Below are 23,681 nucleotides of genomic sequence, written 5' to 3'. Positions count from 1 at the left end.
TAGTTACCTTTCTAGTTCCTTTGCTATTGTCAAAGCGATAGTGAAAAAAGTCATGGCATCAGCTGTCCGCTCTTCATGGCGGGCATCCCAGGTTCGGTTATGATGATCCACATAGTCAGCTGTGTAGAAGAACTGATAGACTTTACTCTTGCGAAATTGACTCCAAGCCATGATAGCTGAAGCTTCCATGTCCACCACTTTGGCTCCAGCAGCCAAGCGACGCTTGACTTTCTCAGGCGTTTCCCGATAAAAGGCATCAGTCGTCCAAGACTTAGTGCGGATGTGCTCTATATCGTGCTTGTCAAAGATGGATTCCAGCTTAATCAACAAGGATTCATCATAGGAGATTTCGTCACCCGGTGGAACATAGTGATAGCTAGTCCCTTCATCTCGCAATGCGGCTGCGGGCAGGATAATCTTATCCGCCTCAATTGAGCGATCCAAAACGCCACAGGAACCTAGAATGATGAAATTCTTGAAGCCTCTGGCCGCCAACTCCTCCAGCTGGCCGACTATCATGGGAGCCCCAATTGGAGCCAACATAACTGCTAGCTTACTAGGTCCTTGCCCATAAATATACCATGGATGCTGTCCGTTTATACTTTTCAAATAGCCTCCCGGATAGACTTCTTCTGACTCAACCAAACGTTTCAGAATTTCTCCATTAAAGGACAGGATAATGGTTTCGCATACCTCACCCTTGTCATGGACTGGCTTTTCAGTTGGCTCAATGACTGCTGCTACATCTTCAAATTCCTCTAATAGCATAACTTCTCTTTCTTTAAGTCTCCAGCAAATCCGCCTTCATTTTATTTAGACGGCGCAGTTTGGTCTCATCTTTTTTGGCTTCACTGATATAGCGAGCCCATTCGCGCTGGTGGCTAGGCGGTAGTTTTATAAAACGCTCCTTGGCAGGACCGTCCAAGCGCTCTTTCAGTTCAAGGACTACCTGGTTCAAAATAGCATCTGATAAATCTGACATGTCGGTTCCTCCTGTCATATTTTACTTAGATAACTTTGCTAGCCTTTTCTACAGACTTGATGAATGATGGCTGGCTTCACGGGCATGCTCTAGCTTGTCTAGATAGTATTCCCGTTTCTCCTCTACCTCGTGAATGGTTGGCTCGTCTTTCTCACCGTGGACACGGACAATCTTCGCCGGAACTCCGACCACCGTCACATCACTAGGAACATCAGCTACAACAACTGCACCGGCTCCGACCTTGGCTTTTTCACCAATCTCAATTGGTCCGATGACTTGAGCATGGGCAGAGACCAAGGCACCTCGACGGACGGTCGGATGGCGTTTGCCTGTATCCTTGCCCGTACCGCCTAGGGTCACGCCGTGGTAAAGCATGGCCCCCTTCTCCACAATGGCTGTCTCTCCAATCACCAAGCCACTGCCATGGTCAATGAAGACACCTGACTCAATCTGAGCGCCAGGATGAATCTCAATCTGGGTCCAGAAACGCCAGAATTGACTGTGCATGCGCGCTAACAGCTTGAAGCCGTGCCGCCACAAAAAATGCGAGAGGCGGTGGGCCGCCAAAGCTTTGATGCCTGGATAGGTTAGCAAGACTTCCAGCGACGTTCGTGCCGCCGGGTCATTTTCTTTTACAATATCAATGGATTCCTTCCACCAACCCATGCTGGCCTCCTTCCTTCTCTAAACAAGGAGAGACGAGAACTAGGCTCGCCTCTGCCGATTTTTGATGAGGTCTACAGGGATAAGCGACCTCTTATTCTTCTGTTTTAGGGCTTTCTTGATGGTCCTTATGACCTTTGTGCTCCTTGCGCGGATGATGTCCCTTGTCGTGATGATGTTTTGGCTTATCAGACTTTGGTGGACGCGGCAGCAATACTTTCATGGAAGCATCTACTCGGCCTTTGGCATCAATCTTGATAACCTTGACATCCACTTCATCACCGATTTGTACAACATCCTCAACATTGTTAGTCCGAGTCCAAGCCAGCTCTGAAATATGAACCAGTGCATCCGTCTTGTCAAAGAGATTAACAAAGGCTCCGAATTTCTCAATCCGAACAACCTTGGCATGGTAGACTTCATCCACTTTTGCTTCGCGGACCAAGCCAGCAATGATTTCCTTGGCACGATTAATCGCATCTTGGTCGCTTGAGTAGATGGATACATTACCCTCTTCATCAATATCAATCTTGACACCGGTTTCAGCGATAATCTTGTCGATGGTTTCTCCACCTTTACCGATGACAATCTTAATCTTATCTACATCAATCTTGATGGTGTCGATTTTCGGAGCAGTTGGAGCCAACTCAGGACGTGGAGCCGGAATCGTCGCTTCAATCAAGCCCAGGATTTCAAAGCGGGCTTTCTTAGCCTGAGCCAGAGCTTCTGTCAGGATCTCCGCTGTAATTCCTTCAATCTTGATATCCATCTGCAGGGCGGTAATCCCTTCGCGAGTACCAGCTACCTTAAAGTCCATATCACCAAAATGGTCTTCCAAACCTTGAATGTCCGTCAGAACCGTGTAGTTGCTGCCATCTGAAATCAAGCCCATGGCAATTCCGGCAACCGGCGCCTTAATCGGCACACCACCTGCCATCAGAGCCAAAGTCCCCGCACAGATAGAGGCCTGTGAGGAAGAACCGTTTGACTCCAAGACTTCTGCCACCAAGCGGATAGCGTAAGGAAACTCTTCCAAGCTAGGCAAGACTTGCTCCAAGGCACGTTCCCCAAGAGCACCGTGTCCGATTTCACGACGGCCAGGAGCCCCATAACGACCTGTCTCACCGACAGAGTATTGCGGGAAATTATAGTGGTGCATGAAGCGTTTCTTGTATTCTGGATCCAAGCCGTCCACGATTTGCGTTTCGCCCATTGGTGCCAGAGTCAGGACAGACAAGGCCTGGGTTTGCCCGCGAGTAAAGAGACCAGAACCATGCACGCGCGGCAGGTAATCCACTTCCGCATCCAGCGGACGGATTTCATCAACCTTACGACCGTCAGGACGGACCTTATCTTCGGTAATCAAACGCCGCACTTCTGCATGCTCCATTTGCTCCAAGATTTCAGCCACATCACGCATGATACGGTCGAATTCTTCATGGTCCGCGTATTTCTCTTCATAAACTGCTGTGACTTGTTCTTTGACAGCCTGAGTTGCGGCTTCACGCGCCAGCTTTTCTTCTACCTGAACAGCCTTTTGCAAATCGCTGTTATATGCTGCGACAATCTCTGCCTGCAACTCTTCATCAACATGCAGCAGTTCCACTTCCGCTTTTTCCTTGCCGACTGCCGCAACGATTTCTTCTTGGAAGGCAATCAATTCTTTGACCGCTTCGTGCCCTTTGAGAAGAGCTTCCAGCATGATATCTTCAGAAAGTTCCTTAGCTCCGGATTCTACCATGTTGATAGCCTCTTTGGTACCAGCCACTGTCAGTTCCAAAAGCGAAACTTCTTTTTGTTCCTTGCTAGGGTTGATGATGAATTTACCATCTACATAGCCGACCTGAACTCCTGCGATAGGGCCATTAAAAGGAATATCTGAGATAGAGAGAGCTAAAGAGCTACCGAACATAGCAGCCATTTGAGGCGAAGCATCTTCGTCATAAGAAAGAACAGTATTGATAACCTGAACCTCATTGCGGAAACCTTCCGCAAACATAGGACGAATCGGACGGTCAATCAAGCGGGCAGTCAAAGTCGCATCCGTTGACGGACGGCCTTCGCGCTTGTTAAAGCCACCAGGATATTTCCCAGCTGCATACATTTTTTCCTCATAGTTGACCTGCAATGGGAAAAAGTCACCAGTAGCCATCTTTTTGGACATGGTTGCCGCAGTTAAAACGGTACTTTCTCCATATCGAACAACGGCGCTGCCATTTGCCTGCTTTGCAACCTGACCGGTTTCAACTACCAGTTCACGACCTGCAAAAACGGTTTTAAAAACTTGTTTTGTCATAAAGACTCCTTGCCGAGCACATGCTCAAATTTTTTCATACGCCTTGGCTACAAAGATCAAGATATTAAGACTTTAATCAACTCATAGGACATGTTCAGTTAGCACTGTGATTTTAAAATTATGGCCTTAATAGCTTATTATATCCTCATCTTTGTATCAAGCACGTATAGACCTTATTTTACCACAATTTCAGGCAAAAGAAAAAGGCTGGAAATGGCTTTTTTCTATAAAAGTACTGAAAATCTATTTTTCTTTTCTATAGCTGATTATAGTTGGCTGGCTGAGTTCGTTTTTCCCCTTTCGATTCGTCAAATAAGATGGCGGTATAGCCATTATTCACTTTTCAAAGAGAACTTCTTGCTTTATAATAAATACAGTGACTCATTTCAAACATATAAAGGAGACAATCGTGCCAGATCATCAAACAGTTGAAAAGAAAGATTTTTTCTCGCTCCTTGCGACAGCCTTAGTCAGCTTTGCAGGCATCTTATCTGAAACCAGTATGAATGTAACCTTCCCGCATCTAAGCAAGGTCTTTGGCTTAGGGTTGGGAACGTTACAATGGATTACGACAGGGTATCTATTAGCAGTGGCCATTACGATTACTTTAGGAGCAACCTTAGCCCACAATTGGAAAGAGCGAACCATCCTCTTTACCGCTTTGGCCAACTTTTGCTTGGGCACGCTGATTGCCATGTTGGCTTCAAGCTTTCCCATCTTGATGGTAGGAAGAATCCTGCAAGGAGGAGCTACTGGATTAGCCATTCCTTTGCTCTTTAACTTGATTGTTGAGCGTGTTCCTAAGCAAAAAATTGGAACCTACATGGGCTTGTCTGGGATGGTGGTCAGCCTAGCACCAGCAATTGGGCCGACTTACGGTGGTTTTATGATTAGTCGTTTTGACTGGCATATGATTTATACCTTTATTCTTCCTGTCCCAATCATTTCCTTTATCCTTGGCTTTTTCTTTTTAAGAAATTCTGAGAAGTCTAGGAAACGCACCTTTGATCTTCTCTCATTTCTCCTCTTAGCAGGCTCACTCGTCTTTGCCATTGTAGCCATCTCCAGCTTAGAAGAAGGACATATCGATTGGCTCTATCTTGTTCTCTGTGTAGTGCCACTAGCTTGCTTCATCTATCGGAGCTTGAAGATTGACCATCCATTCCTAGATATTCGGATTTTAAAGCAACCAACGGTCTTATTGGCTATTTTACCCTTCTTCATTTTTCAATTTATCAACCTATCAGCTAATTTTCTGATTCCCAACTTCCTAGTCATAGAAAAAGACATTTCAACCGCTCAGGCAGGCTTTGCGCTGCTTCCAGGAACCATGCTCGGAGCCTTCCTCTCTCCTGTCTTTGGCAAGCTCTATGATAGAAATGGTCCTAAACCAACCCTTTTTACAGGAAATTCACTTCTTTTCCTGGCTGTACTCTTGCTCCTTATCTTTACAAAAGAACTTACCTTAACAGCTGTTATTGCGATTTATATTTGCTTTACCTTGGGGCGAAACATGGCCTTTAATAACACACTAGCCCTAGCGACGACTCAAGTTGATAAAGAAAAAACCGCAGATACGACTGCGCTCTTTCAGCTAGCCCAGACCTTTGCGGGCGCTATAGGTACTGCAGTCACAGCTGTCATCGCCAATCAAGCTCCCAATATGACAAAAGGAACTCAAAACGTCTTCACCCTTTTATTGGGCTTGGTTATCTTCGTATTCTTGTCTTATCTACTGCTTTTTAAAAAAATTGCCGCAAAGAAACTTTGACTTTTATCCTTAAGTGATAGACATCTAAAAAATACTGACTTATCTTTCTCCTCCAAAGACATTTTGGGGGATTTTTTGCTATACTATTTCTATATATGACAAAAGGAGTATACTATGGAACAAAAACATCGTTCTGAATTTCCGGAAAATGAACTCTGGGACCTAACAGCCCTTTACCAAGATCCAGAGGACTTCCTCCGGGCCATCGAAAAGACCAGAGAGGATATCAAAAAATTCGTCCGTGATTACCAAGGCAAGCTCAGCACTTTCGAAGATTTTGAGCGGGCTTTTGCTGAGTTAGAGCAGATTTATATCCAAATCAGCCACATCGGTAACTACGGCTTTATGCCACAGACCACTGATTTTGGCGACGAGAGCTTTGCGCAAATTGCCCAAGCAGCCATGGAGTTTGAGACCGAGGCCAATGTCGCACTCAGCTTTTTTGACGACGCCCTGGTCGGTGCAGATGAAGCTGTCTTAGAAAAACTAGGTCAAGAACCCCATCTGACTTCAGCCATTCGCCAGGCTAAAATCAAAAAATCCCACTATCTGGGAGCAGATGTCGAAAAAGCTCTGACTAATCTGGGAGAGGTCTTTTACAGTCCACAGGATATTTACACCAAGATGCGGGCTGGTGACTTTGCCATGGCTGACTTTGAAGTAGACGGCAAAGTTTACAAAAATAGCTTTGTCACCTATGAGAATTTCTACCAAAACCATGAAAACGCAGAAATTCGCGAAAAATCTTTCCGCTCTTTCTCTGAAGGACTTCGTCAGCATCAAAACACTGCTGCTGCTGCCTATCTGGCTCAGGTCAAGTCTGAAAAACTGCTAGCTGACATGAAAGGCTATGACTCTGTCTTTGACTACTTACTGGCAGAGCAAGAAGTTGATCGCTCTATGTTCGACCGGCAGATTGACTTAATCATGAGCGAATTTGCCCCAGTGGCTCAGAAATACCTCAAACATGTCGCTAAGGTAAACGGACTTGAAAAAATGACCTTTGCCGACTGGAAGCTGGACTTGGACAGCGAGCTCAATCCCGAAGTCAGCATTGATGATGCCTACGACCTCGTCATGAAATCAGTCGAGCCACTCGGACAAGAGTATTGTCAAGAAGTTGCCCGCTACAAAGAAGAACGCTGGGTCGACTTTGCAGCCAATGCCGGAAAAGACTCTGGAGGCTATGCTGCAGATCCTTATCGGGTCCACCCTTATGTCCTCATGAGCTGGACTGGCCGTATGAGCGATGTCTATACTCTGATTCATGAAATTGGCCACTCCGGTCAGTTTATCTTTTCTGACAATCACCAAAGCTATTTCAACGCCCACATGTCCACCTACTATGTGGAAGCTCCGTCTACCTTTAATGAGCTCCTGCTCAGTGATTATCTGGAACGCCAATTTGATAACCCACGCCAGAAACGATTTGCCCTGGCTCACCGTCTGACGGATACTTACTTCCACAACTTCATCACCCACTTGCTGGAAGCTGCCTTCCAACGCAAGGTCTATACTTTGATTGAAGAAGGCGGAACCTTTGGCGCAAGCAAACTCAACGCTATCATGAAAGAAGTCTTGACAGAATTCTGGGGCGATGCCGTTGAGATTGACGACGACGCTGCCCTGACTTGGATGCGTCAAGCCCACTACTACATGGGGCTGTACAGCTATACTTACTCCGCAGGTCTGGTCATCTCTACTGCTGGCTACCTACATTTGAAAAATGACGAAAATGGTGCCCGTGACTGGCTTGAACTGCTCAAATCTGGCGGCAGCAAGACTCCGCTTGAGTCAGCTATGATTATCGGAGCAGATATTTCGACAGACAAACCACTCCGCGACACCATCCAGTTCTTGTCTGACACGGTTGATCAGATTATTGCTTACAGCGAGGAGTTGGGGAAGTAAGCCCATATCTTTAGAATCAGACTCAGATTATGCATCTGAGTCTGATTTTTTACTCTTTTAAAAAAAACAAAATCAAATTTATATTTTCAATTACTACAAAAAATATTATAAACGCTTCCTTTTTGTGATATGATGTCCTTGGATAAATATCCGAAGGGAGTTTTAATATGAAAAAAATTTTTGAAAAGCCGACCTTGAAGAAAATACTGCTTGTTCTGGCAGTTCTCTTCATCATCATTCTTGCACCAATCACCATGCCATTGATGTTCCTAGGAGGATGCTTTGGTATTTGGCGTTTCACTAAACGAAAACCGAATATTCAAAAGCGCAATATCGCCATTGCTGTCACTATTGTCGGAATATTAGGAACCTATGCAGTAGGGAAGTTAACTCCTGATGTTATTAAAGAGCAGACAGAACAAAGCCAGGTAACAAAATTTACATCTAATAGTTCCTCAACTAGCTCATCGTCATCACAAACTAGCAGCTCTACAGCATCTAGCAGTAAAAAAGAAAAAGAAAAACAAGAGAAAGAACGTAAAGAAAAAGAGTTAAAGGAAGCTCAGAAACAAAAGCAGGAAGAAGAGAAAAAAGCTCGCGAAGAACAAGCACGTAAAGAAGCGGAGACTAAGAAAATTGTTGAGGAAGCCAATCAGGCTGTCCAACAGCTTGAAAATAATCAGGTCGCAGAAAATATTTCTCCAGCACAGGCAGCAGTCGAACGCGTTGCAGATCCAACTACAAAATCTAACTTGACGGATCGCATCGGACGAGTTCAAAATGCAATTAATCAACGAGCTGAAGAAGCACGTCTTGCTGAGGAAGCCCGCCAAGAAGCAGAGAGACAGGCAGCGGAACAGCAACAAACAAGAACGGTTTATGTCGCTCGAAACGGAACCGCGGATGTATATTGGTATAGCATGGAGAACATGCCATCCAATACACGTTTTGACAAAGTCGTGTCCATGACCGAAGCAGATGCAATTGCCTCTGGAAAACGACACACAAGTAAAGAATAATATAAAAAGAGATGAATAAGAAAGATTTTTCCCTTCACCTCTTTTATCCTTAAGACAATATGCAGAAAATGACAAACCACTGCTCGACACCATCCAATTCTTGTCAGATACAGTTGAACAGATTATTTCCTACAGCGAGGAGTTGAGGCAATAAAAAAACAAAATCAGCTTGAATTTCGTTCAAGCTGATTTTTAATCTGTATAAAAAATTTAAAAAGATCTAAATAAGTGCAGATAAAGTAAAATATAGATAGCAAAGCAACCTATCAATATAAGCCATCTTGTCCAGTACTGTGACTTAGTATAACTCTTCATTCGCAGCAGCCCGATGAAAAACCAGATCAGACTCCAAAACACTAGACCTAATATCTGAGGGGCAAAATACGAAATTAAAAGCAAAACAGGGATCAATAAAGCCAATACTAATAAGATTCTTTTTTGTGTGATCTGCTCTCTAGGAATCATCCAGCCAACAAAAAAACACAAAACCGCTGGAGCGATGAATGGTGTCAAAACCATGAAAGCAAAGAAAAAATTCGTCAATAATTGAATAATAACCTCTACCTCGTTCCCATTATGTTTAAATAATGCGGCTCTATAGCGCGATCCCGTTGGAAAAAATTTACCTCTACTTATTATACCTTAAAATATGCATTTTCAAACAAAAATTTTAAATTGACTCATTATTGTTATAATCGAAATAAAAAAGACCGCTCCAAAACAAGAGCAGCCTCATTTTAAAACAGGCCTATATAACCGTAATCTTACTTTATCCCAACTCCGCCACAATTGCTTTAATCTGCTGGGCAGTATGAACACCCGCTAGCTGCTTGACGACTTGACCGTCTTTTTTAAAGATCAAGGTCGGGATTGACATGATTCCAAAGTCGCGTGCTGTAGCTGGATTTTCATCCACATCCATCTTGACAATCTTGAGCTCATCTTCGGAAACTTCCTCTGAGAGCTTGTCAAGGATTGGTCCCTGCATCCGACAAGGTCCGCACCAAGTGGCCCAAAAGTCAATGAGCACTAATCCGTCTTTTGTTTCTTGCTCAAATGTCGCATCTGTGATTGCTTTTACCATTATTTTTCTCCTTTATTCTTAGTCAAACTTTGTCAAATCCTGCTTCATCAGGAAAAAGAAGACGTCGCCGTAAGTACCCTGGTAGTTCAAATCATGACCTTTATAAGTCAGCTTTTTAACTGGGTAATAATCTGCCACTCCAATCAAGCAGGCCTGCTGGGACTGCTCAAACTCTTGATAAGACTCAAAGGTCATCTTGCGCTCCTGCTTGACAGCATCCAAATATGTGATTTCAATCATAAACTCTCCTTTTTAAAACTACGCTTGTAATTTTTATTTTATGATTATATCGTAATATCTTTGGTTACATCTGTCAAATAAAACGACTTGGAGAAATCATTTCGCTTTTCAAGCCACTCACCGATTTCCTGATAAACAAAAAAGCCTCCCATCGGAAGACTTTCCCATATAAATAAGAAAAAGCAGGCTCAATGCCCCTTGTGCTTTTCCAATCGTTTTTGCTGTTTGAGTTCGAATTTCCTTTGCTTAGCCAGTTCTTTCTGCTGCTTGCGCTTGACTCGAGCAATTTTCTTTTGCTCTTCTAATTGCAGACTCAGCGCTTCCTGAGACTTTGAAGAACGTGAAGCCATCTGCTCCTTTTTAGCCTGTCTCTGCAGGCGTTTAGGACTGACCAACTTAGTCTTCTCCTTCACTCTGATGCTAGGACTAAACTGCAACCGATGATAATAACGGTTTAGAAAATCCAACAATTCCTGCGTGCTAGGCTCTGCACCAAAGGTGACTCGGCAAACTCTATAAGATTGAGCATGTTCTTGCTCGAAAAGACCGTGCCAAAATCCCTCTTCAAAGTAAACTGTCAGCGTCATTGAAATCTTATCCATGACAGCACCTCCTTTTAAAAAAAACCTAAGAATGGACAACCAAGGAGGAAGGTTACTGACAAAAAATCGATTTTTTGCGTCTGGACTACCAACCAGAACTGTGTTTTTATCTTAGTAGCTACAGTTTAGCAAGATTTTCTAAAAAATTCAAGATTATCAGAATCTCGCTTAGATAAGTGAATTGGATTTTCTTGTATGAAAGGCAGAAAAATCAAAAAACAAGAAAGCTCTCTTCTTGTAAAATACATTCATTTCCGCTATAATACTACAAATACTGAAAGGAGAGAACTATGAAGTATATTTGGGCTTTATTGGCAACTTTGGGTTTAGCCGGACTTGTACTTTTCTTCTACTTCTCCCAGACTAAACCACTTCATACTCCTACAAAGTCAGAAACCTATCAGACAGCTTCTAGCGAGAAGAGCGACAAGCAACCGACTCCAACAAAAGACATCGTGTCTGAAGAATACAGCGTTTCATACGATGACAAGCAGCTCTACGGAAAGATTACTGCTCCTTCTGACTACAAGAGTAAAAAATTGCCGACTATTGTTATCGCACATGGATTGAACAACACCCTTGAGCAATATGAAATGTACAGCCAGCTGTTGGCAAAGCAAGGTTATCTGGTTTACAGCTTTGATTTCTACGGCGGCAGCCGCCAATCGAAAAGCGGTGGACAGGATATGCTGAATATGTCGGTCAAGACCAAACTAACAGACTTGACCCAAGTCATGGAAAAGCTTCGTTCTGAGGCCTTTGTAGATAAAAGCAAAATGAGCTTATTCGGTGCCAGTCAAGGCGGCGTTGTTGCCAGTCTTTATGCTGCTGCTTATCCGGACCGCGTGCACAAACTTATGCTCATCTTTCCAGCTTTCGTTCTTTTCGATGATGCCAAAGCGACTTATCATGAGCTAGGGAGTCCTGACTTCGATCAACTTCCAGATAGCTTGACACACCATAATATTACTCTGGGCAAGATTTATCTAATTGATGCCTTAGACATTGACATCCGAGCAGAGCAAGCCAAAATCACAACTCCGACCCTCATTATCCACGGCACTGATGATGCAGTTGTGCCCTACCAGTATGCTGTTCAAGCGAATCAGACCATTCCAAATGCAGAGCTGGTCACTGTAGAAGGCGGAGAGCATCGTATTGACGAAAGATTTGCTATCACTGCAGCTCCTACGATCCAAAAATTCTTGAAAGAGTAAAGTTGCTGATAGAAAAAGTTCTTCTAAAATCATAGAAGAGCTTTTTGTTTGGAGAAATTAGAAGAATTAGACCAGGAAATGATATTTGAAGAGCTTAAAATGAATTAAGGGGAAAGACGAATAATCGTACTCCAAAACCTTGAAAACTAATTTGAGATTAGATTACAATCCTAGTGAAAAAGAAAAGCTACTCTTTTGTAGAGCAGCTTCAACCTTGTGTATTCAATTGAACATGGCCTAAGCGAGTTAATAAAACAAAAAAGCCCTCTGAAATCAGAGAACTAATTTGAGCTCGGACTAAAATTCTCGTGAAAAAGATGAAACTCCTTGTGTTCATCGAACACGATGTCGTTTCCCTATTTTCATACGGATTTTTGACGCCCTTAGCATCATGATTCTTGCTGGATAAAACGTTTATAAACTAGGCGACGAGGCGAAGATTGTACTAATGGTACATCGAGGCGAAGTCAACGAAGTATAGAAACGTTTTAGACGCAAGATTAGCGACGAAGTCCAAGAGAGTTGATCAACTCACGGTAACGGTTAACGTCGTTCTTACGAAGGTAAGCCAAGAGGTTACGACGGCGACCGATTTTCTTCATCAAACCACGGTAAGTAGCGTGGTCTTTTTTGTGTTGTTTGATGTGTTCGTTGAGGTGGTTGATTTCCCAAGTTAGGACAGCAACTTGTACCTCTACTGAACCAGTGTCACCTTCGTGACGTGCATATTGTGCAATGATTTCATTTTTTTTCTCTTTTGAGATTGCCATGATATACTCCTTTTCTTTACGCTTCATCCGAGTGGCAGGTTTGGCATGGCCTGCAACCAAGAAGAAGTTATTTGTCTTTATGACATACTTATTCTACCAAGAAGGACTACCTTTGTCAAATGATTCTGTTTCAACTCTTTTGTATGAGGAATTCAGGCTTTTTCATTTACAATTCTACCCCAAAGATTTCTAAAGAAAGTATTTCTGCCTCGGTCAGCCTCCGCCATTCTCCAAGAGCTAGTGCGGGATCCAACTGTAGGGGGCCCATCGTGAGGCGCTGAAGATCCGTGACTTCTTTTCCGCAGGCAGCTACCATGCGCTTGACCTGGTGGAACTTGCCCTCAGCTAAGGTAATTTCTACGAGAGAAGTCTCTTTTGCTTCATCCAGCTCTAAAATCTTGAGCTGAGCTGGCTGACAGGTGAAGTCTTTCAGTTCTATTCCTGCAGCAAAGCGCTCTACATCTGCTTGCTTCATCAGGCCAGCCACTTGAGCTCGGTAGATTTTTTCGACGTGCTTTTTGGGTGACAGCATGGCATGGGCTAGCTTGCCATTATTGGTCAGAAGGAGCAGGCCGTGAGTATCAATATCCAAGCGGCCGACAGGAAAGACTTCTTTCAGACGGGCAGTCTCGTCCAGCAAGTCCAGAACCGTCTTATGACGGTCATCCTCTGTCGCCGAAATGACTCCCTGCGGCTTGTTGAGAAGGTAGTAAACGAATTTTTCATAGGTCAACCTTTGGCCAGAAACGACAATCTCATCTGCTGTCTCATCAATCTGGGTCTTAGGTGATTTCTCTGCTCTGCCATTGACCAAAACCAGCCCTTTCTTTAGGAACTGCTTAACCTGGGCTCGGGAGCCCAGACCTTTTTCTGCTAAAAATTTATCCAGACGCATCGTATAACCTCCTAACTTTCTGAAGCCATTCCGCTCTTTTCTTTGCTAAATCGTAGAACAAAGAGCGAGGTCAGAATCATAGCCAGCCCCAAAACACTGAAGATAAAAGCTGGAGCGTTGGAGAATCTCCCAATGAAGCTGAGGACAAAAGTAGTGGCTGTTGCTCCGATACTGCAACCTAAAATCACGATAGAAGTGGCTTGATTGAGCAGGTGGGCAGAAATGCGCTCGGACAGGGTGTAAAAAATGGTCGTCAGACCGACACTATAGACAAAGCCGGCGCTAATAGTAGCCATGCTGAGTGACAAGAGATTAGGTGAGAAGCCAATGATAATCTGAGTCAGGCCAAAAACCAGACCAGAAAGCATCAGCAGTTTATCTCTAAAAAGACGGGTCAAACTAGCAAAGCTGATACCCGCTGCAATCCCAATCAACTGCATCAAGGAAAGAATCACACCTGCAGTCTGGGCCGTCCCCATGCCGGACTTCTCTACAATCCCCGGCACGCGTAGATTGATGGCAATATAAGTCAGCACAATGACCCCCGCCACAAAGGCAAAAGCTAGACTCAGCTGCCAATCATGACTGCTTAGCTTAGGAGTCCATTCAGACTGCTCGTGCTGCTTTTCAGAGACCTTGTCATAAGGGACAAAAAGCAGATAAAGCGCTAAAACCACCAACCCGAAGGTATAGACGAGAAAGGCAGCCTGCCAGCCGAGAGGAAGAAGTCGACTGACTCCAAAAGTCAAGAGGGCTGTCCCGACTACTTCTGCCGACCCTCTCAGTCCTAAAAGCCGAACGCGTTCCTGTCCCTTATAGCGCTCGCTAACAATCGAGATAGCCTTGGCATTGAGCAGACCGATTCCCATCCCAAAGACAAGCCGAGATACAAACATAAGCCAGTAAGACTGATTAAGTAGAGGAAGAAGCCCGCAAAGTGAAAAAATCAGAAGTCCGCTCACAATCATCTGACGCTCTGTCAGGTATTTTTCAATGGCCCTATTAAACAGTAACATGAGCATAATCCCAGCCGAAGGCAAGGAAACCAATAGTTCTACCCAACTTTCTGGAATCCCTTTATAAAAAGCAAACATGGCCGACTGGGCACTGGAAATCGAAAAAGCCGTAGTCAGAATCAAAGAAAGCGAGAGGATACTCACCTTTTCCATCAATTTTTTCATTCTATTTTCCTTTAAAATTCACACTACCTCTATCATACAGTTTTTTGGGCCAAGACGCAATTTCTTTGTCAGGAATATTATGGGTCGCTGTGGCTTCATTCAAAATCAGGCACTACCAGCCAGTCAAAACCGCTCCCGCCTTTATTTCTTGCAGGTTTTATGTTATGATGAAGGATAGAAAAAGGAGAGAATCATGTCTGTGAGTGAAAAAACATCTGTTATTGAACGATTAACCAAACCAGCCCATTTAATTGATATGAAGGACATTATCCGCGAGGGCAATCCGACCCTGCGCGCTACCGCTGAGGAAGTCAGCTTCCCTCTGTCTGATCAGGACATCATTTTGGGCGAAAAGATGATGCAATTTCTGAAACATTCTCAGGACCCTGTCATGGCTGAAAAAATGGGCTTGCGCGGTGGTGTTGGCCTTGCTGCTCCCCAGCTGGATATTTCCAAACGGCTCATCGCTGTTTTAGTTCCCAACCCTGAGGACGAAGAGGGCAATCCACCTAAGGAAGCTTATAGTCTACAAACGCTGATGTACAATCCTAAGATTGTAGCCCACTCCGTTCAGGATGCAGCCTTAGCCGATGGTGAAGGCTGCCTATCAGTCGATCGAGAAGTACCTGGCTACGTGGTTCGGCATGCGCGAGTCACCGTGGATTACTTTGACAAGGACGGTCAAAAGCATCGTATCAAACTCAAGGGCTATAATGCCATTGTTGTTCAGCATGAAATCGACCATATCAACGGCATCATGTTCTACGACCGCATCAATGAAAAAGACCCATTTGCAGTCAAAGACGGCATGTTGGTGATTGAGTAAATAACTTGCATATCATTATCGAAAATACTGATGTTATAATTTAAAACTAGTTTTATTATTGTTTATAAAAATGAAGAGATTATTTTAAAAAATTTTAGGAGGAGGAATTCTCATAAAAAAGGTTTTTGATATCACTATTTTGTTGGTATGTCTAGCCTTATTACCTTCTTTGCTACCTTTTTTATGGAACCAATTTTTAGGTTTAATTATAACAGTAATTGGTACGTTTATTTTTTGCATTATTTACATCAAAATTAGAAATTTGATGAAAAATCTTTATTTTAATAGTCCAGATTTTCTAGAACAAAAAAATAATATTACATCTACAATTAAAGAGTTTAACGACATTGCAGAGTATGCTAAGTCAATACCAAACAATAATTGTTTTAAAGCAAAGAAGGTTATAGGAGAACATATTCATTTAGCATCATTTGAAAATACAAGTAGATATAACTATCGAAGAGATAGAAATATCCGAACTTATAATAATGATAAAGTCTATCCAGCTTCTTTATATATTGTTAAACGTTCTTCAGAAGAACCTATTAAATACCTATGCAAATATTTCGATATAGAAGCAAGCGAAGAAAGCTTAAAACAACTTGAAGAAATTAGCGAAAATATTTCGCGGATAGAAAATACTCTTGGGAATTTGAAAAATAGGCTTGAAAATATTAAAAATAATGTTCAAGTCCCAAAATATATCATTAAATATTACGAACAAGATTTAATACAACATTTAGAAGTCAATGTTCCTGATATTAATATTGAATATACTAGATATGTTTTTGAATATGTAAGTAACTCTGGGAACAGTTCTCAAAGAACAACAATAACCTTTAACAACGAAACTGTTGAAGCAGTCTGTCAATATCTTTTAGAACAAATTCAATATAATAAAAGTATTCAAGCCCAACGATCATTAATGACAAATAGATTACGCAACTATATTAAAGAGCGCGATAATTATACATGCCAAATTTGCGGTGCATCAACCAAAGAGCAAAGTCTTTTACTATTAGAAATTGATCATATTATTCCAATTTCTAAAGGCGGATTATCTACACGAGATAATTTGCAAACATTATGTTGGAAATGTAACCGCTCAAAATCAAATAAAATATTATAAACTTTAGAGTTCTACTTTATCATTGTTTATTCATAATAGAAAGTACAGTTTGTAAACTGACCAAAGAAAACAACAGCTAATAATTTCGTATAGCTGTTGTTTTTTCTCTTTTTCTATTCTAACTATCCCGTCTCCAGAAAATAGCCAAGAGAATAACTGCTCCTAACACTGATGGAACAATAGCTGTATCAGCCAGCATTGGTCCCCAATGGCCAAAGAGAAATTGACCTATCAAGGAACCAAACCAGCCCAAGAGGATTTTTCCGATACAGCCCATGCGTTCCCCACGGCTGGTAATAGCCCCGGCGATAAGGCCGATAATAAAACCGACAAACATACTACCAATCATATATTCCCCTTCTTTCTATATTTATAGCAAGGCTTCTCAAGAAGCAAGTGGAAGCTATCATTATGGAATGCGCCATTTAAGGCAGCTCGAAATCTTAAATTGCCCAGTCTCCATTTCGGAAGATGGCTACGCGACTGCCGTCTTCACGGATACCGTCAATATCCATCTGATCAGAGCCAATCATAAAGTCCACATGGACATCCGAGCGGTTGAGACCCGCTGCTTCAAGCTCTTCTTCAGAGAAATTCTCTCCACCGACCACACTAGTCGCATAGGCTGCACCGATAGCCAAGTGGTTAGAAGCATTTTCATCAAAAAGAGTATTGAAGAAGGTGATGCCTGACTGGGAAATCGGACTTGGATCTGGCACCAAGGCACACTCACCTAAAGCACGCGCACCAGCATTTTCAAAGACAAGATCCTTCATAACCTGGTCTCCCTTTTCAGCAGTAATATCCACAATCTGGCCATCCTTGAAGGTCACCTTGATGCCTTCGATGATGTTGCCATTGTAGCTGAGAGGCTTGGTGCTAGTCACATAACCTTCTGCCCGGCGAAAGTCCGGTGCTGTAAAGACCTCTTCTGTTGGCATATTAGCAATGAAATACTCGCCCTGAGCATTTAGACTGCCAGCTGACTCCCAGTGATGGTTCTTGGGCAAGCCCAATGTCAAGTCAGTTCCAGGAGCTGTGTAGTGCAGAGCTGTGAATTGCTCCTCGTTTAAAACCTTAGCTTTTGAGCTGAGTTTTTCTTCATGCGCCTGCCAAGCGGCTACTGGATCATTCTCATAGACACGGCAGGTTTTGAAAATCTGATCCCAAAGCAAGTCTACCGCTTCCTCATCACTGGCTGCGTTTGGAAAGACCTTCTTAGCCCACTCTGTACCGGCTGCTGCAGCGACTGTCCAGCTGACTTTATTGGATTGGGTTGCAATCCGCATCGGCTTCATGGCTATCCCCATAGCCTTAGCAGAAGCCGATAATTTCTCGGCATCCACGCCATTCAAAGCTCCTGGGTCAGATGAACGAACGCCCAAGCGGCTGGCTTTCTTTTCGAGGAGATAGTTCATCTCAGCCACCTTATAGTCTGGAACATTGTCCAAGCGCTCCATCGGCGCATGGAGGAATTTCTCCCGCGTCGTCAAATCATCCGCCCACTGGACGATGACCTCGTGAGCACCCAGAGCATAGGCTTCCTTGACAATCAAGTGAGCCAGCTCACGCTGCTCCACATCAATATTGAGCGCCACCGTGTGACCAGGTTGGACGTTAATTCCATTCGCAACCAATAATTTCGCATATTTTTCTAGATTTTCTTTAAAATTTGGCAGAACCATGCTGCTTCTCCTTTTCTTTTGTTATTTCTCTTTAAACAAGGACAGCAGGCTAACCGCTGCCACTGTTCCGCAAATTAAGGAAGTCATTTTCAAAATCGTATCTGGATCAAGATCCAGCTGGTAATCAAACACCTTTTGCGCAGGCTTATCTTCGGCATTTATTCTAAGTTTCATGAGAGAGTCCTTTCCTTTGTTAACCATCTATTGGTTTATGATGCCAGATGACTTTCATATTCCAACCATCCTGAATTAATTTACAGCCTGGCAGCAACTTCCCATAAATCTCTTCATATCCTTTTTTAGAAAGGTAGCGATCTGTTGCTAAATGATTGAGCCAAGATTTGGAGGTGCTATGTTTGAAGATTCTTCTGGCATTTTTCAAGCCGAATCTTTTCCAGTGTCGAGGAAAATCTAAATAGGCACCTACAACATAGGTCCAAGTTGAAGGAGTGGGCTTTTCTGATACATTGTCCATAACAAACAGGATGCCACCTGGCTTTAGTAATTTCTTAAATTTTTCCAAAGCTTCAGGGATGTCCAAATGATGAAATGTCGTTCGACTGAAAATAAAATCAAATTGTTTCTCAAAAACAGCGGTTAAAAAATCATCCTGCAGTAATTCTACATTCTGTAAATCTTCTTTTTCTACTTTATCTTTTGCTATCTGCAGAAAATCCACAGAAAGATCTATTCCTGTCACATGTTGAAAATATGAAGACAGAAAAATGCAGGTATTCCCTCCGCCACAACCAATATCCAAAGCGGAAACTCTACGGTCAGGCAAATTATCCAGTAGATAATCGGGCTTGCCTTCCAAAAGAGTAGTTACCCAATCATATTCTAAAGCAACCGCATTAAATTGTTCCGTAATATTTTCCATAAACATCCTTCTTAAAAAAACTCATCAAACAGACTCAACTGGTTATCCTCGGGCATATTTCCTAGAATACCCATGTCGTCCATTTTTTCGACTAGGGTGCTAGAGAGGCCGCCGCGTTTGCGGAGTTCTGTCTTAGAGAGAAATTCGCCTTCTTCCCGCGCTCTGACCACTTGGCGGGCAACGTTATCCCCCAGACCGTCCATGGCAGAGAATGGCGGGATAAGGGTGTCCCCTTCGATGAGAAACTCGGTCGCATGACTCTTGTAGAGATCTAGCTTTCCGAATTTGAAGCCTCGCTCCAGCATTTCATTGACGATTTCCAGAGTCGTATAAAGGTCAATTTCTACATTGGAAGCTTCGTTGTTCTTGCGCTTTTCAGCGATTTCGCTCATCCGGCGTTTGACGGCATCAAGTCCGCCACTCATGGTCTTAATATCAAATGCCTTGGCCCGAATAGAGAAGTAGGCACAGTAGTAATAAATCGGATGATGTACCTTGAAGTAGGCCACCCGCAGGGCCATCATAACGTAGGCTGCCGCATGGGCCTTGGGAAACATGTACTTGATCTTTCCACAGGACTCGATGTACCACTCTGGCACATTGTTTTCCTTCATGGCTGCGATGTAGCCGTTGCGCTCTTCTTCAGAAATCTTCAGCCAAAGGCCCTTCCGCACGCGCTCCATGATCGTAAAGGCCATCTTAGGATCCAAGCCCTTGTGCATGAGGTAAACCATGATGTCGTCCCGACAGCCGATAACGGTAGACAGGTCGGCAATCCCTTGCTTAATCAAGTCTTGAGCATTTCCTAGCCAAACGTCCGTACCATGGGAGAGACCAGATAGCTGCAAGAGCTCAGCAAAAGTCGTCGGATGGGTCTCATCAACCATACCCCGTACAAAGTTGGTCCCAAACTCCGGAATCCCCAGCATACCAGTCGGCGTGCCGATTTGCTCCTGAGTTACACCCAGAATGTCTGTCCCAGAAAAGAGGGCCATGACGCCAGCATCATCCATAGGAATGTCATTAGGATCAATGCCAGACAAGTCCTGAAGCTTCCGAATCATGGTCGGATCATCATGTCCCAGAACGTCTAGCTTGAGGACATTTTCATCAATATCATGGAAGTTAAAGTGGGTGGTCTGCCACTCGGCCGTCACATCGTCAGCTGGATATTGGACCGGTGTAAAGTCATAAACATCCATGTAGTTAGGAATAACAACGATTCCGCCCGGATGTTGTCCAGTCGTCCGCTTGACTCCGGCAGCTCCCTGCGCCAGACGCTCAACTTCGGCGTCCCGGTAGAACTTCCCGTAGTCGCGCTCGTAGCCCTTGACAAATCCATAGGCCGTCTTAGCCGCAACGGTACCAACGGTACCAGCCCGAAAGGCGTATTCTGAACCAAAGATATCCCGCACGTCCAAATGGGCGCTCGGCTGATCCTCTCCGGAAAAGTTCAAGTCAATATCGGGTACCTTGTCTCCGTCAAATCCAAGGAAGGTCTCAAATGGAATATCCTGACCGTTCTTGCTCAGCTTGTGGCCGCACTCTGGGCAGTCCTTATCCGGCATATCAAAGCCAGAACCATAGGAGCCGTCTGTAATGAACTCGCTGTATTGGCATTTGCCACAGACATAGTGGGGCGATAGAGGATTAACCTCGGTAATCCCAATCATGGTCGCAACAAAGCTGGATCCGACAGACCCCCGCGAGCCTACCAGATAGCCCCGCTCATTGGAGCGTTGCACCAGCATCTGCGAAGCCAGATAAATCACGGCAAAACCATTCCCCAAAATGGAGGTCAGCTCTTTTTCAATCCGCAAGTCCACGATATCTGGCAGCGGATTGCCATAAATCTCAAAAGCTTTTTGATAGGTCAGCTCGGCAACTGTCTCCTCAGCCTTGTCAATGAAAGGCGTATAGAGGTCGCCCTTGACCACCTCTACCGGCTCAAAAGTTTCCGCCAGCTGATTTGGATTGGTGATGACCAGCTTCTTAGCCAAGTCCTCGCCTAGAAAGGCAAACTCATCCAGCATCTCATTGGTGGTCCGGAAGTGAGCCTTAGGAAGCGGAGCCGGCTGGGCATTTTCACCATGACCAATGGTCCGATTAATCATGGCTCCCTGACCGAGACTCCGGACGATAATTTCACGATAAATCTCTTCTTCCGGCTCAATATAGTGGACGTTCCCCGTCGCAAGGACAGGCTTGCCCAAGCGATCTCCGACCTCAATCAGATTGCGAATAATGGTCTGCAGTTCTTCCTGGTCCTTGATTTGCTCCTTGGCAATCAGTGGCTCATAGATAGCCGGCGGCATAACCTCGATAAAGTCATAATACTTGGCTACTTCGACAGCCGCATCCACCCCCTGAGAGACAACAGCATCATAGACTTCGCCTTCTGAACAGGCTGAGCCCAGAATTAAGCCTTCACGATGGGCATCCAGCACGGTCCGTGGAATCCGAGGGACACCTTCGAAATACTTGGTATTGGACAGACTGACTAACTTGAAAATATTCTTGAGCCCCGTCTGATTTTTCACATAAATGGTCGCATGCTTGACCCGAGCCTTCTTGTAAGAATTCTCATCGACCAGATCCGTATTCAAATCCTTAAGGTTGGTCACACCATGCTTTTCAGCCACATCCTTGATAAAGATAAAGAGGAGGCGGCCCGTCGCTTCCGCGTCATAATTGGCCATGTGATGATGCTCCAGAGCAATCTGGAAACGCTTGGTCAAAGGCCCCAAACCATGACGCTTGTATTCTGGATAGAGGTTGCGGGCAAATTCCAGCGTGTCAATGACTGGCTGAGTGATTTTCGGCAGGCCATGCCGCTCATAGTTGACATTCATAAAACCCACGTCAAAGGTAGCATTATGGGCAACGAGGACGCTGTCCTGGCAAAATTCCTGAAACTCTTTCAGCACCTGCTCCAGTGGCTTGGCATTGCGGACATGCTCATCAGTAATCCCAGTCAAGTCCGTCGTAAAGGCCGACAGAGGATGCCCAGGATTGATAAACTCATCAAACTCAGCGATGATATTGCCCTTGTGCATCTTGCTGGCCGCAACTTGAATCAAGTCATTGTAGACCGCTGAAAGCCCTGTTGTTTCCACGTCAAAGACTACATAGGTCGCATCACTCAGCTCCATGTCCACTTCATTGTAGACGATGGGCACTCGGTCCTCTACTATATTGGCCTCCATACCGTAAATCAGCTGAATACCAGCTTTCTTGGCTGCCTTGTAGCCATGGGGAAAGCTCTGCACATTGCCATGGTCGGTAATGGCGACAGCCTTGTGGCCCCACTTGGCTGCCGTTGCAACGATTTCCTCTACCTCAGGCAGGGCATCCATAGTAGACATATTGGTATGAGCGTGAAACTCAACCCGCTTCTGGCCCTCAGGCATCAAATCCTTGCGCTCATAGTGGGTGACGGCCTGCACATCCTGTACATTCATGGTCAGGTCGCGAGTGAAATTGTTCATCTCCACATTTCCGCGCACGCGCAGCCAGGCACCTTTCTTAATCATGTCAAACTTCTTGGCTTCTTCTTCGTTTTTCATCCATTTCTGCAAGGAGAAGCTGGAAGTATAGTCTGTCATCTTGAAATTGAGCAAGACCCGGCCGGTCCGAGTAACTTTCTGCTCTAGGTCAAAGACCATTCCCTCAAAGACCAGACGATTTTCCTCAGTCTGAACTTCAATCATCGGGGTAATCTCTGCCTTGTCCAGCTTTGGTTTAGCCGCAGCCTTACGAGCTTGGAAGTCATAGGCTGGCTTTTCCTCTGGCGGTGGTGCCATCTGCTGCAGGGATTCCATGGCTTTGAGCGCTTCTTCATTGGCCGCCTGAACAATCTTGTCATTCTCAGCCTGGAAATTCTCCGCTTGCTGCTGGGTCAGCTCATCGCTGTGCTGAACCTGACAGGTCAGCTGAGGAAAGCCGTACTTGACTAGCTGCTGGCTGAGATTGGGCAGGTGATTCTTGCGAAAATGCTCCGTATCAATGGTCGAAGCCCCCTCAATCAGCAGCTTGTCCCCATCCAAATGAACCCGCAAATCCTGATAAAGACTCTTAAATCCATGACTGGCACAAGGTCCCTCTTCAAAAGCCTGCTGGTAATAAGCCTGCAAGAGCTCATCCGATAGCTGAGGAGCCTGACAGTGAATTTCAAAAATAGCCTGATTGCCCGTCTTCGAAAACTCTTGAGCTAAGCGCTTCTGCAATTCCCGAAAAATCTCAATGGGCAGAATATTCGCAAAAGAAAAATGAAACTCCCAGACCCGACTGACCTTGTGGACCAGAACCTTCTCAATTTCAGCATTCAAAAAGGCCTCTGAATTTCTCATTTCCAGTGGCATATCCAGCTGATTCATTAAAATTTCAAACTTGTTTGACATGATATTTCCTCGTACAGTAGTGACCCTATTTTACCATAAATCAGCACTTTTTTCGATAGAAAAAGAGCGACCCATACTGGTCCGCTCTCAACAATAACAAAATTTCATAATCAAATATTTTACACATATA

22 protein-coding genes are annotated in these 23,681 nt (G+C 44.3%); 6 read left to right on the top strand and 16 right to left on the bottom strand.

Annotated features, from left to right (window positions below; genetic code table 11):
- Positions 1-3: 3 nt before the first annotated feature.
- From J1C86_RS01665 to pnp, 4 genes are all read right to left on the bottom strand, one after another.
- Positions 4-768 (bottom strand): nucleoside phosphorylase, encoded by a 765-nt coding sequence (locus J1C86_RS01665; protein WP_125407658.1) that lies wholly within the window; start codon positions 766-768, stop codon positions 4-6.
- A 13-nt stretch (positions 769-781) separates the two neighbouring features.
- Positions 782-1,000, bottom strand: coding sequence for a YdeI/OmpD-associated family protein (locus tag J1C86_RS01660; protein ID WP_125407655.1), 219 nt, complete (start codon positions 998-1,000; stop codon positions 782-784).
- A gap of 30 nt (positions 1,001-1,030) precedes the next feature.
- Complete coding sequence (gene cysE / locus J1C86_RS01655; RefSeq protein WP_002899011.1) at positions 1,031-1,648, bottom strand: serine O-acetyltransferase; 618 nt, start codon at positions 1,646-1,648, stop codon at positions 1,031-1,033.
- 91 nt (positions 1,649-1,739) lie between these two features.
- Positions 1,740-3,941: a polyribonucleotide nucleotidyltransferase gene (gene pnp, locus J1C86_RS01650; RefSeq protein ID WP_125407652.1), complete on the bottom strand. Its 2,202-nt coding sequence runs from the start codon at positions 3,939-3,941 to the stop codon at positions 1,740-1,742.
- A gap of 409 nt (positions 3,942-4,350) precedes the next feature.
- On the opposite strand from pnp, the gene J1C86_RS01645 reads away from it, so the two are divergent.
- The 3 genes from J1C86_RS01645 to J1C86_RS01635 all read left to right on the top strand — a co-directional run bounded on the left by J1C86_RS01645 (position 4,351) and on the right by J1C86_RS01635 (position 8,642).
- Positions 4,351-5,712, top strand: a complete 1,362-nt coding sequence (locus tag J1C86_RS01645) for an MFS transporter (RefSeq protein WP_125409376.1) — start codon at positions 4,351-4,353, stop codon at positions 5,710-5,712.
- A 114-nt stretch (positions 5,713-5,826) separates the two neighbouring features.
- A complete protein-coding gene (gene pepF, locus J1C86_RS01640) occupies positions 5,827-7,623 on the top strand; it encodes an oligoendopeptidase F (protein ID WP_125407647.1) in 1,797 nt (598 codons plus the stop codon).
- A 167-nt stretch (positions 7,624-7,790) separates the two neighbouring features.
- On the top strand, positions 7,791-8,642 hold the full coding sequence (locus J1C86_RS01635; protein ID WP_125407645.1) for a hypothetical protein: 852 nt from the start codon (positions 7,791-7,793) through the stop codon (positions 8,640-8,642).
- A gap of 210 nt (positions 8,643-8,852) precedes the next feature.
- On the opposite strand, the gene J1C86_RS01630 is transcribed toward J1C86_RS01635, so the two are convergent.
- From J1C86_RS01630 to J1C86_RS01615, 4 genes are all read right to left on the bottom strand, one after another.
- The gene (locus J1C86_RS01630; RefSeq protein ID WP_125407675.1) at positions 8,853-9,161 is read right to left on the bottom strand and encodes a hypothetical protein; all 309 of its coding nucleotides are present in this window, start codon (positions 9,159-9,161) and stop codon (positions 8,853-8,855) included.
- A 250-nt stretch (positions 9,162-9,411) separates the two neighbouring features.
- Entirely contained in the window at positions 9,412-9,726 is a 315-nt protein-coding gene (gene trxA, locus J1C86_RS01625; RefSeq protein ID WP_125407642.1) for a thioredoxin, read from the bottom strand.
- Positions 9,727-9,744: 18 nt separating this feature from the next.
- Positions 9,745-9,966 (bottom strand): DUF4649 family protein, encoded by a 222-nt coding sequence (locus J1C86_RS01620; RefSeq protein WP_002899027.1) that lies wholly within the window; start codon positions 9,964-9,966, stop codon positions 9,745-9,747.
- A 188-nt stretch (positions 9,967-10,154) separates the two neighbouring features.
- Positions 10,155-10,568 carry a YjdF family protein gene (locus tag J1C86_RS01615; protein ID WP_125407636.1) on the bottom strand — a complete coding sequence of 138 codons (414 nt, stop codon included), beginning with the start codon at positions 10,566-10,568 and terminating at the stop codon, positions 10,155-10,157.
- A gap of 290 nt (positions 10,569-10,858) precedes the next feature.
- On the opposite strand from J1C86_RS01615, the gene J1C86_RS01610 reads away from it, so the two are divergent.
- Positions 10,859-11,785, top strand: coding sequence for an alpha/beta hydrolase family protein (locus J1C86_RS01610; RefSeq protein ID WP_125407633.1), 927 nt, complete (start codon positions 10,859-10,861; stop codon positions 11,783-11,785).
- A 500-nt stretch (positions 11,786-12,285) separates the two neighbouring features.
- Here the strand turns inward: J1C86_RS01610 and rpsO are convergent, their stop codons facing one another.
- The 3 genes from rpsO to J1C86_RS01595 all read right to left on the bottom strand — a co-directional run bounded on the left by rpsO (position 12,286) and on the right by J1C86_RS01595 (position 14,631).
- Positions 12,286-12,555 (bottom strand): 30S ribosomal protein S15, encoded by a 270-nt coding sequence (gene rpsO / locus J1C86_RS01605; RefSeq protein WP_001018251.1) that lies wholly within the window; start codon positions 12,553-12,555, stop codon positions 12,286-12,288.
- Between the two features lie 166 nt (positions 12,556-12,721).
- Positions 12,722-13,450 carry a pseudouridine synthase gene (locus J1C86_RS01600; RefSeq protein WP_125409374.1) on the bottom strand — a complete coding sequence of 243 codons (729 nt, stop codon included), beginning with the start codon at positions 13,448-13,450 and terminating at the stop codon, positions 12,722-12,724.
- 11 nt (positions 13,451-13,461) lie between these two features.
- Positions 13,462-14,631: an MFS transporter gene (locus J1C86_RS01595; protein WP_125409372.1), complete on the bottom strand. Its 1,170-nt coding sequence runs from the start codon at positions 14,629-14,631 to the stop codon at positions 13,462-13,464.
- Between the two features lie 193 nt (positions 14,632-14,824).
- On the opposite strand from J1C86_RS01595, the gene def reads away from it, so the two are divergent.
- Entirely contained in the window at positions 14,825-15,457 is a 633-nt protein-coding gene (gene def, locus J1C86_RS01590) for a peptide deformylase (protein ID WP_072074617.1), read from the top strand.
- A gap of 265 nt (positions 15,458-15,722) precedes the next feature.
- Positions 15,723-16,586: an HNH endonuclease gene (locus J1C86_RS01585; protein WP_231082611.1), complete on the top strand. Its 864-nt coding sequence runs from the start codon at positions 15,723-15,725 to the stop codon at positions 16,584-16,586.
- 118 nt (positions 16,587-16,704) lie between these two features.
- Here J1C86_RS01585 and J1C86_RS01580 read toward each other — a convergent pair whose 3' ends face one another.
- The 5 genes from J1C86_RS01580 to J1C86_RS01560 all read right to left on the bottom strand — a co-directional run bounded on the left by J1C86_RS01580 (position 16,705) and on the right by J1C86_RS01560 (position 23,551).
- Positions 16,705-16,935, bottom strand: a complete 231-nt coding sequence (locus J1C86_RS01580) for a GlsB/YeaQ/YmgE family stress response membrane protein (protein WP_002893807.1) — start codon at positions 16,933-16,935, stop codon at positions 16,705-16,707.
- A gap of 94 nt (positions 16,936-17,029) precedes the next feature.
- Positions 17,030-18,271: an aminopeptidase gene (locus J1C86_RS01575; protein ID WP_011837526.1), complete on the bottom strand. Its 1,242-nt coding sequence runs from the start codon at positions 18,269-18,271 to the stop codon at positions 17,030-17,032.
- Between the two features lie 21 nt (positions 18,272-18,292).
- On the bottom strand, positions 18,293-18,445 hold the full coding sequence (locus tag J1C86_RS01570; protein WP_011837527.1) for a hypothetical protein: 153 nt from the start codon (positions 18,443-18,445) through the stop codon (positions 18,293-18,295).
- 19 nt (positions 18,446-18,464) lie between these two features.
- On the bottom strand, positions 18,465-19,151 hold the full coding sequence (locus J1C86_RS01565) for a class I SAM-dependent methyltransferase (RefSeq protein WP_260468054.1): 687 nt from the start codon (positions 19,149-19,151) through the stop codon (positions 18,465-18,467).
- A gap of 11 nt (positions 19,152-19,162) precedes the next feature.
- Positions 19,163-23,551, bottom strand: a complete 4,389-nt coding sequence (locus J1C86_RS01560; RefSeq protein ID WP_125409561.1) for a PolC-type DNA polymerase III — start codon at positions 23,549-23,551, stop codon at positions 19,163-19,165.
- Positions 23,552-23,681 lie beyond the last annotated feature (130 nt).

Origin of the sequence: Streptococcus sanguinis, from assembly GCF_050220005.1 — a bacterium.
GTDB lineage: Bacteria > Bacillota > Bacilli > Lactobacillales > Streptococcaceae > Streptococcus > Streptococcus sanguinis_Z.
Note: the sequence above shows the minus strand (reverse complement) of the source record. Positions and strands in the feature narration are given on the sequence as shown.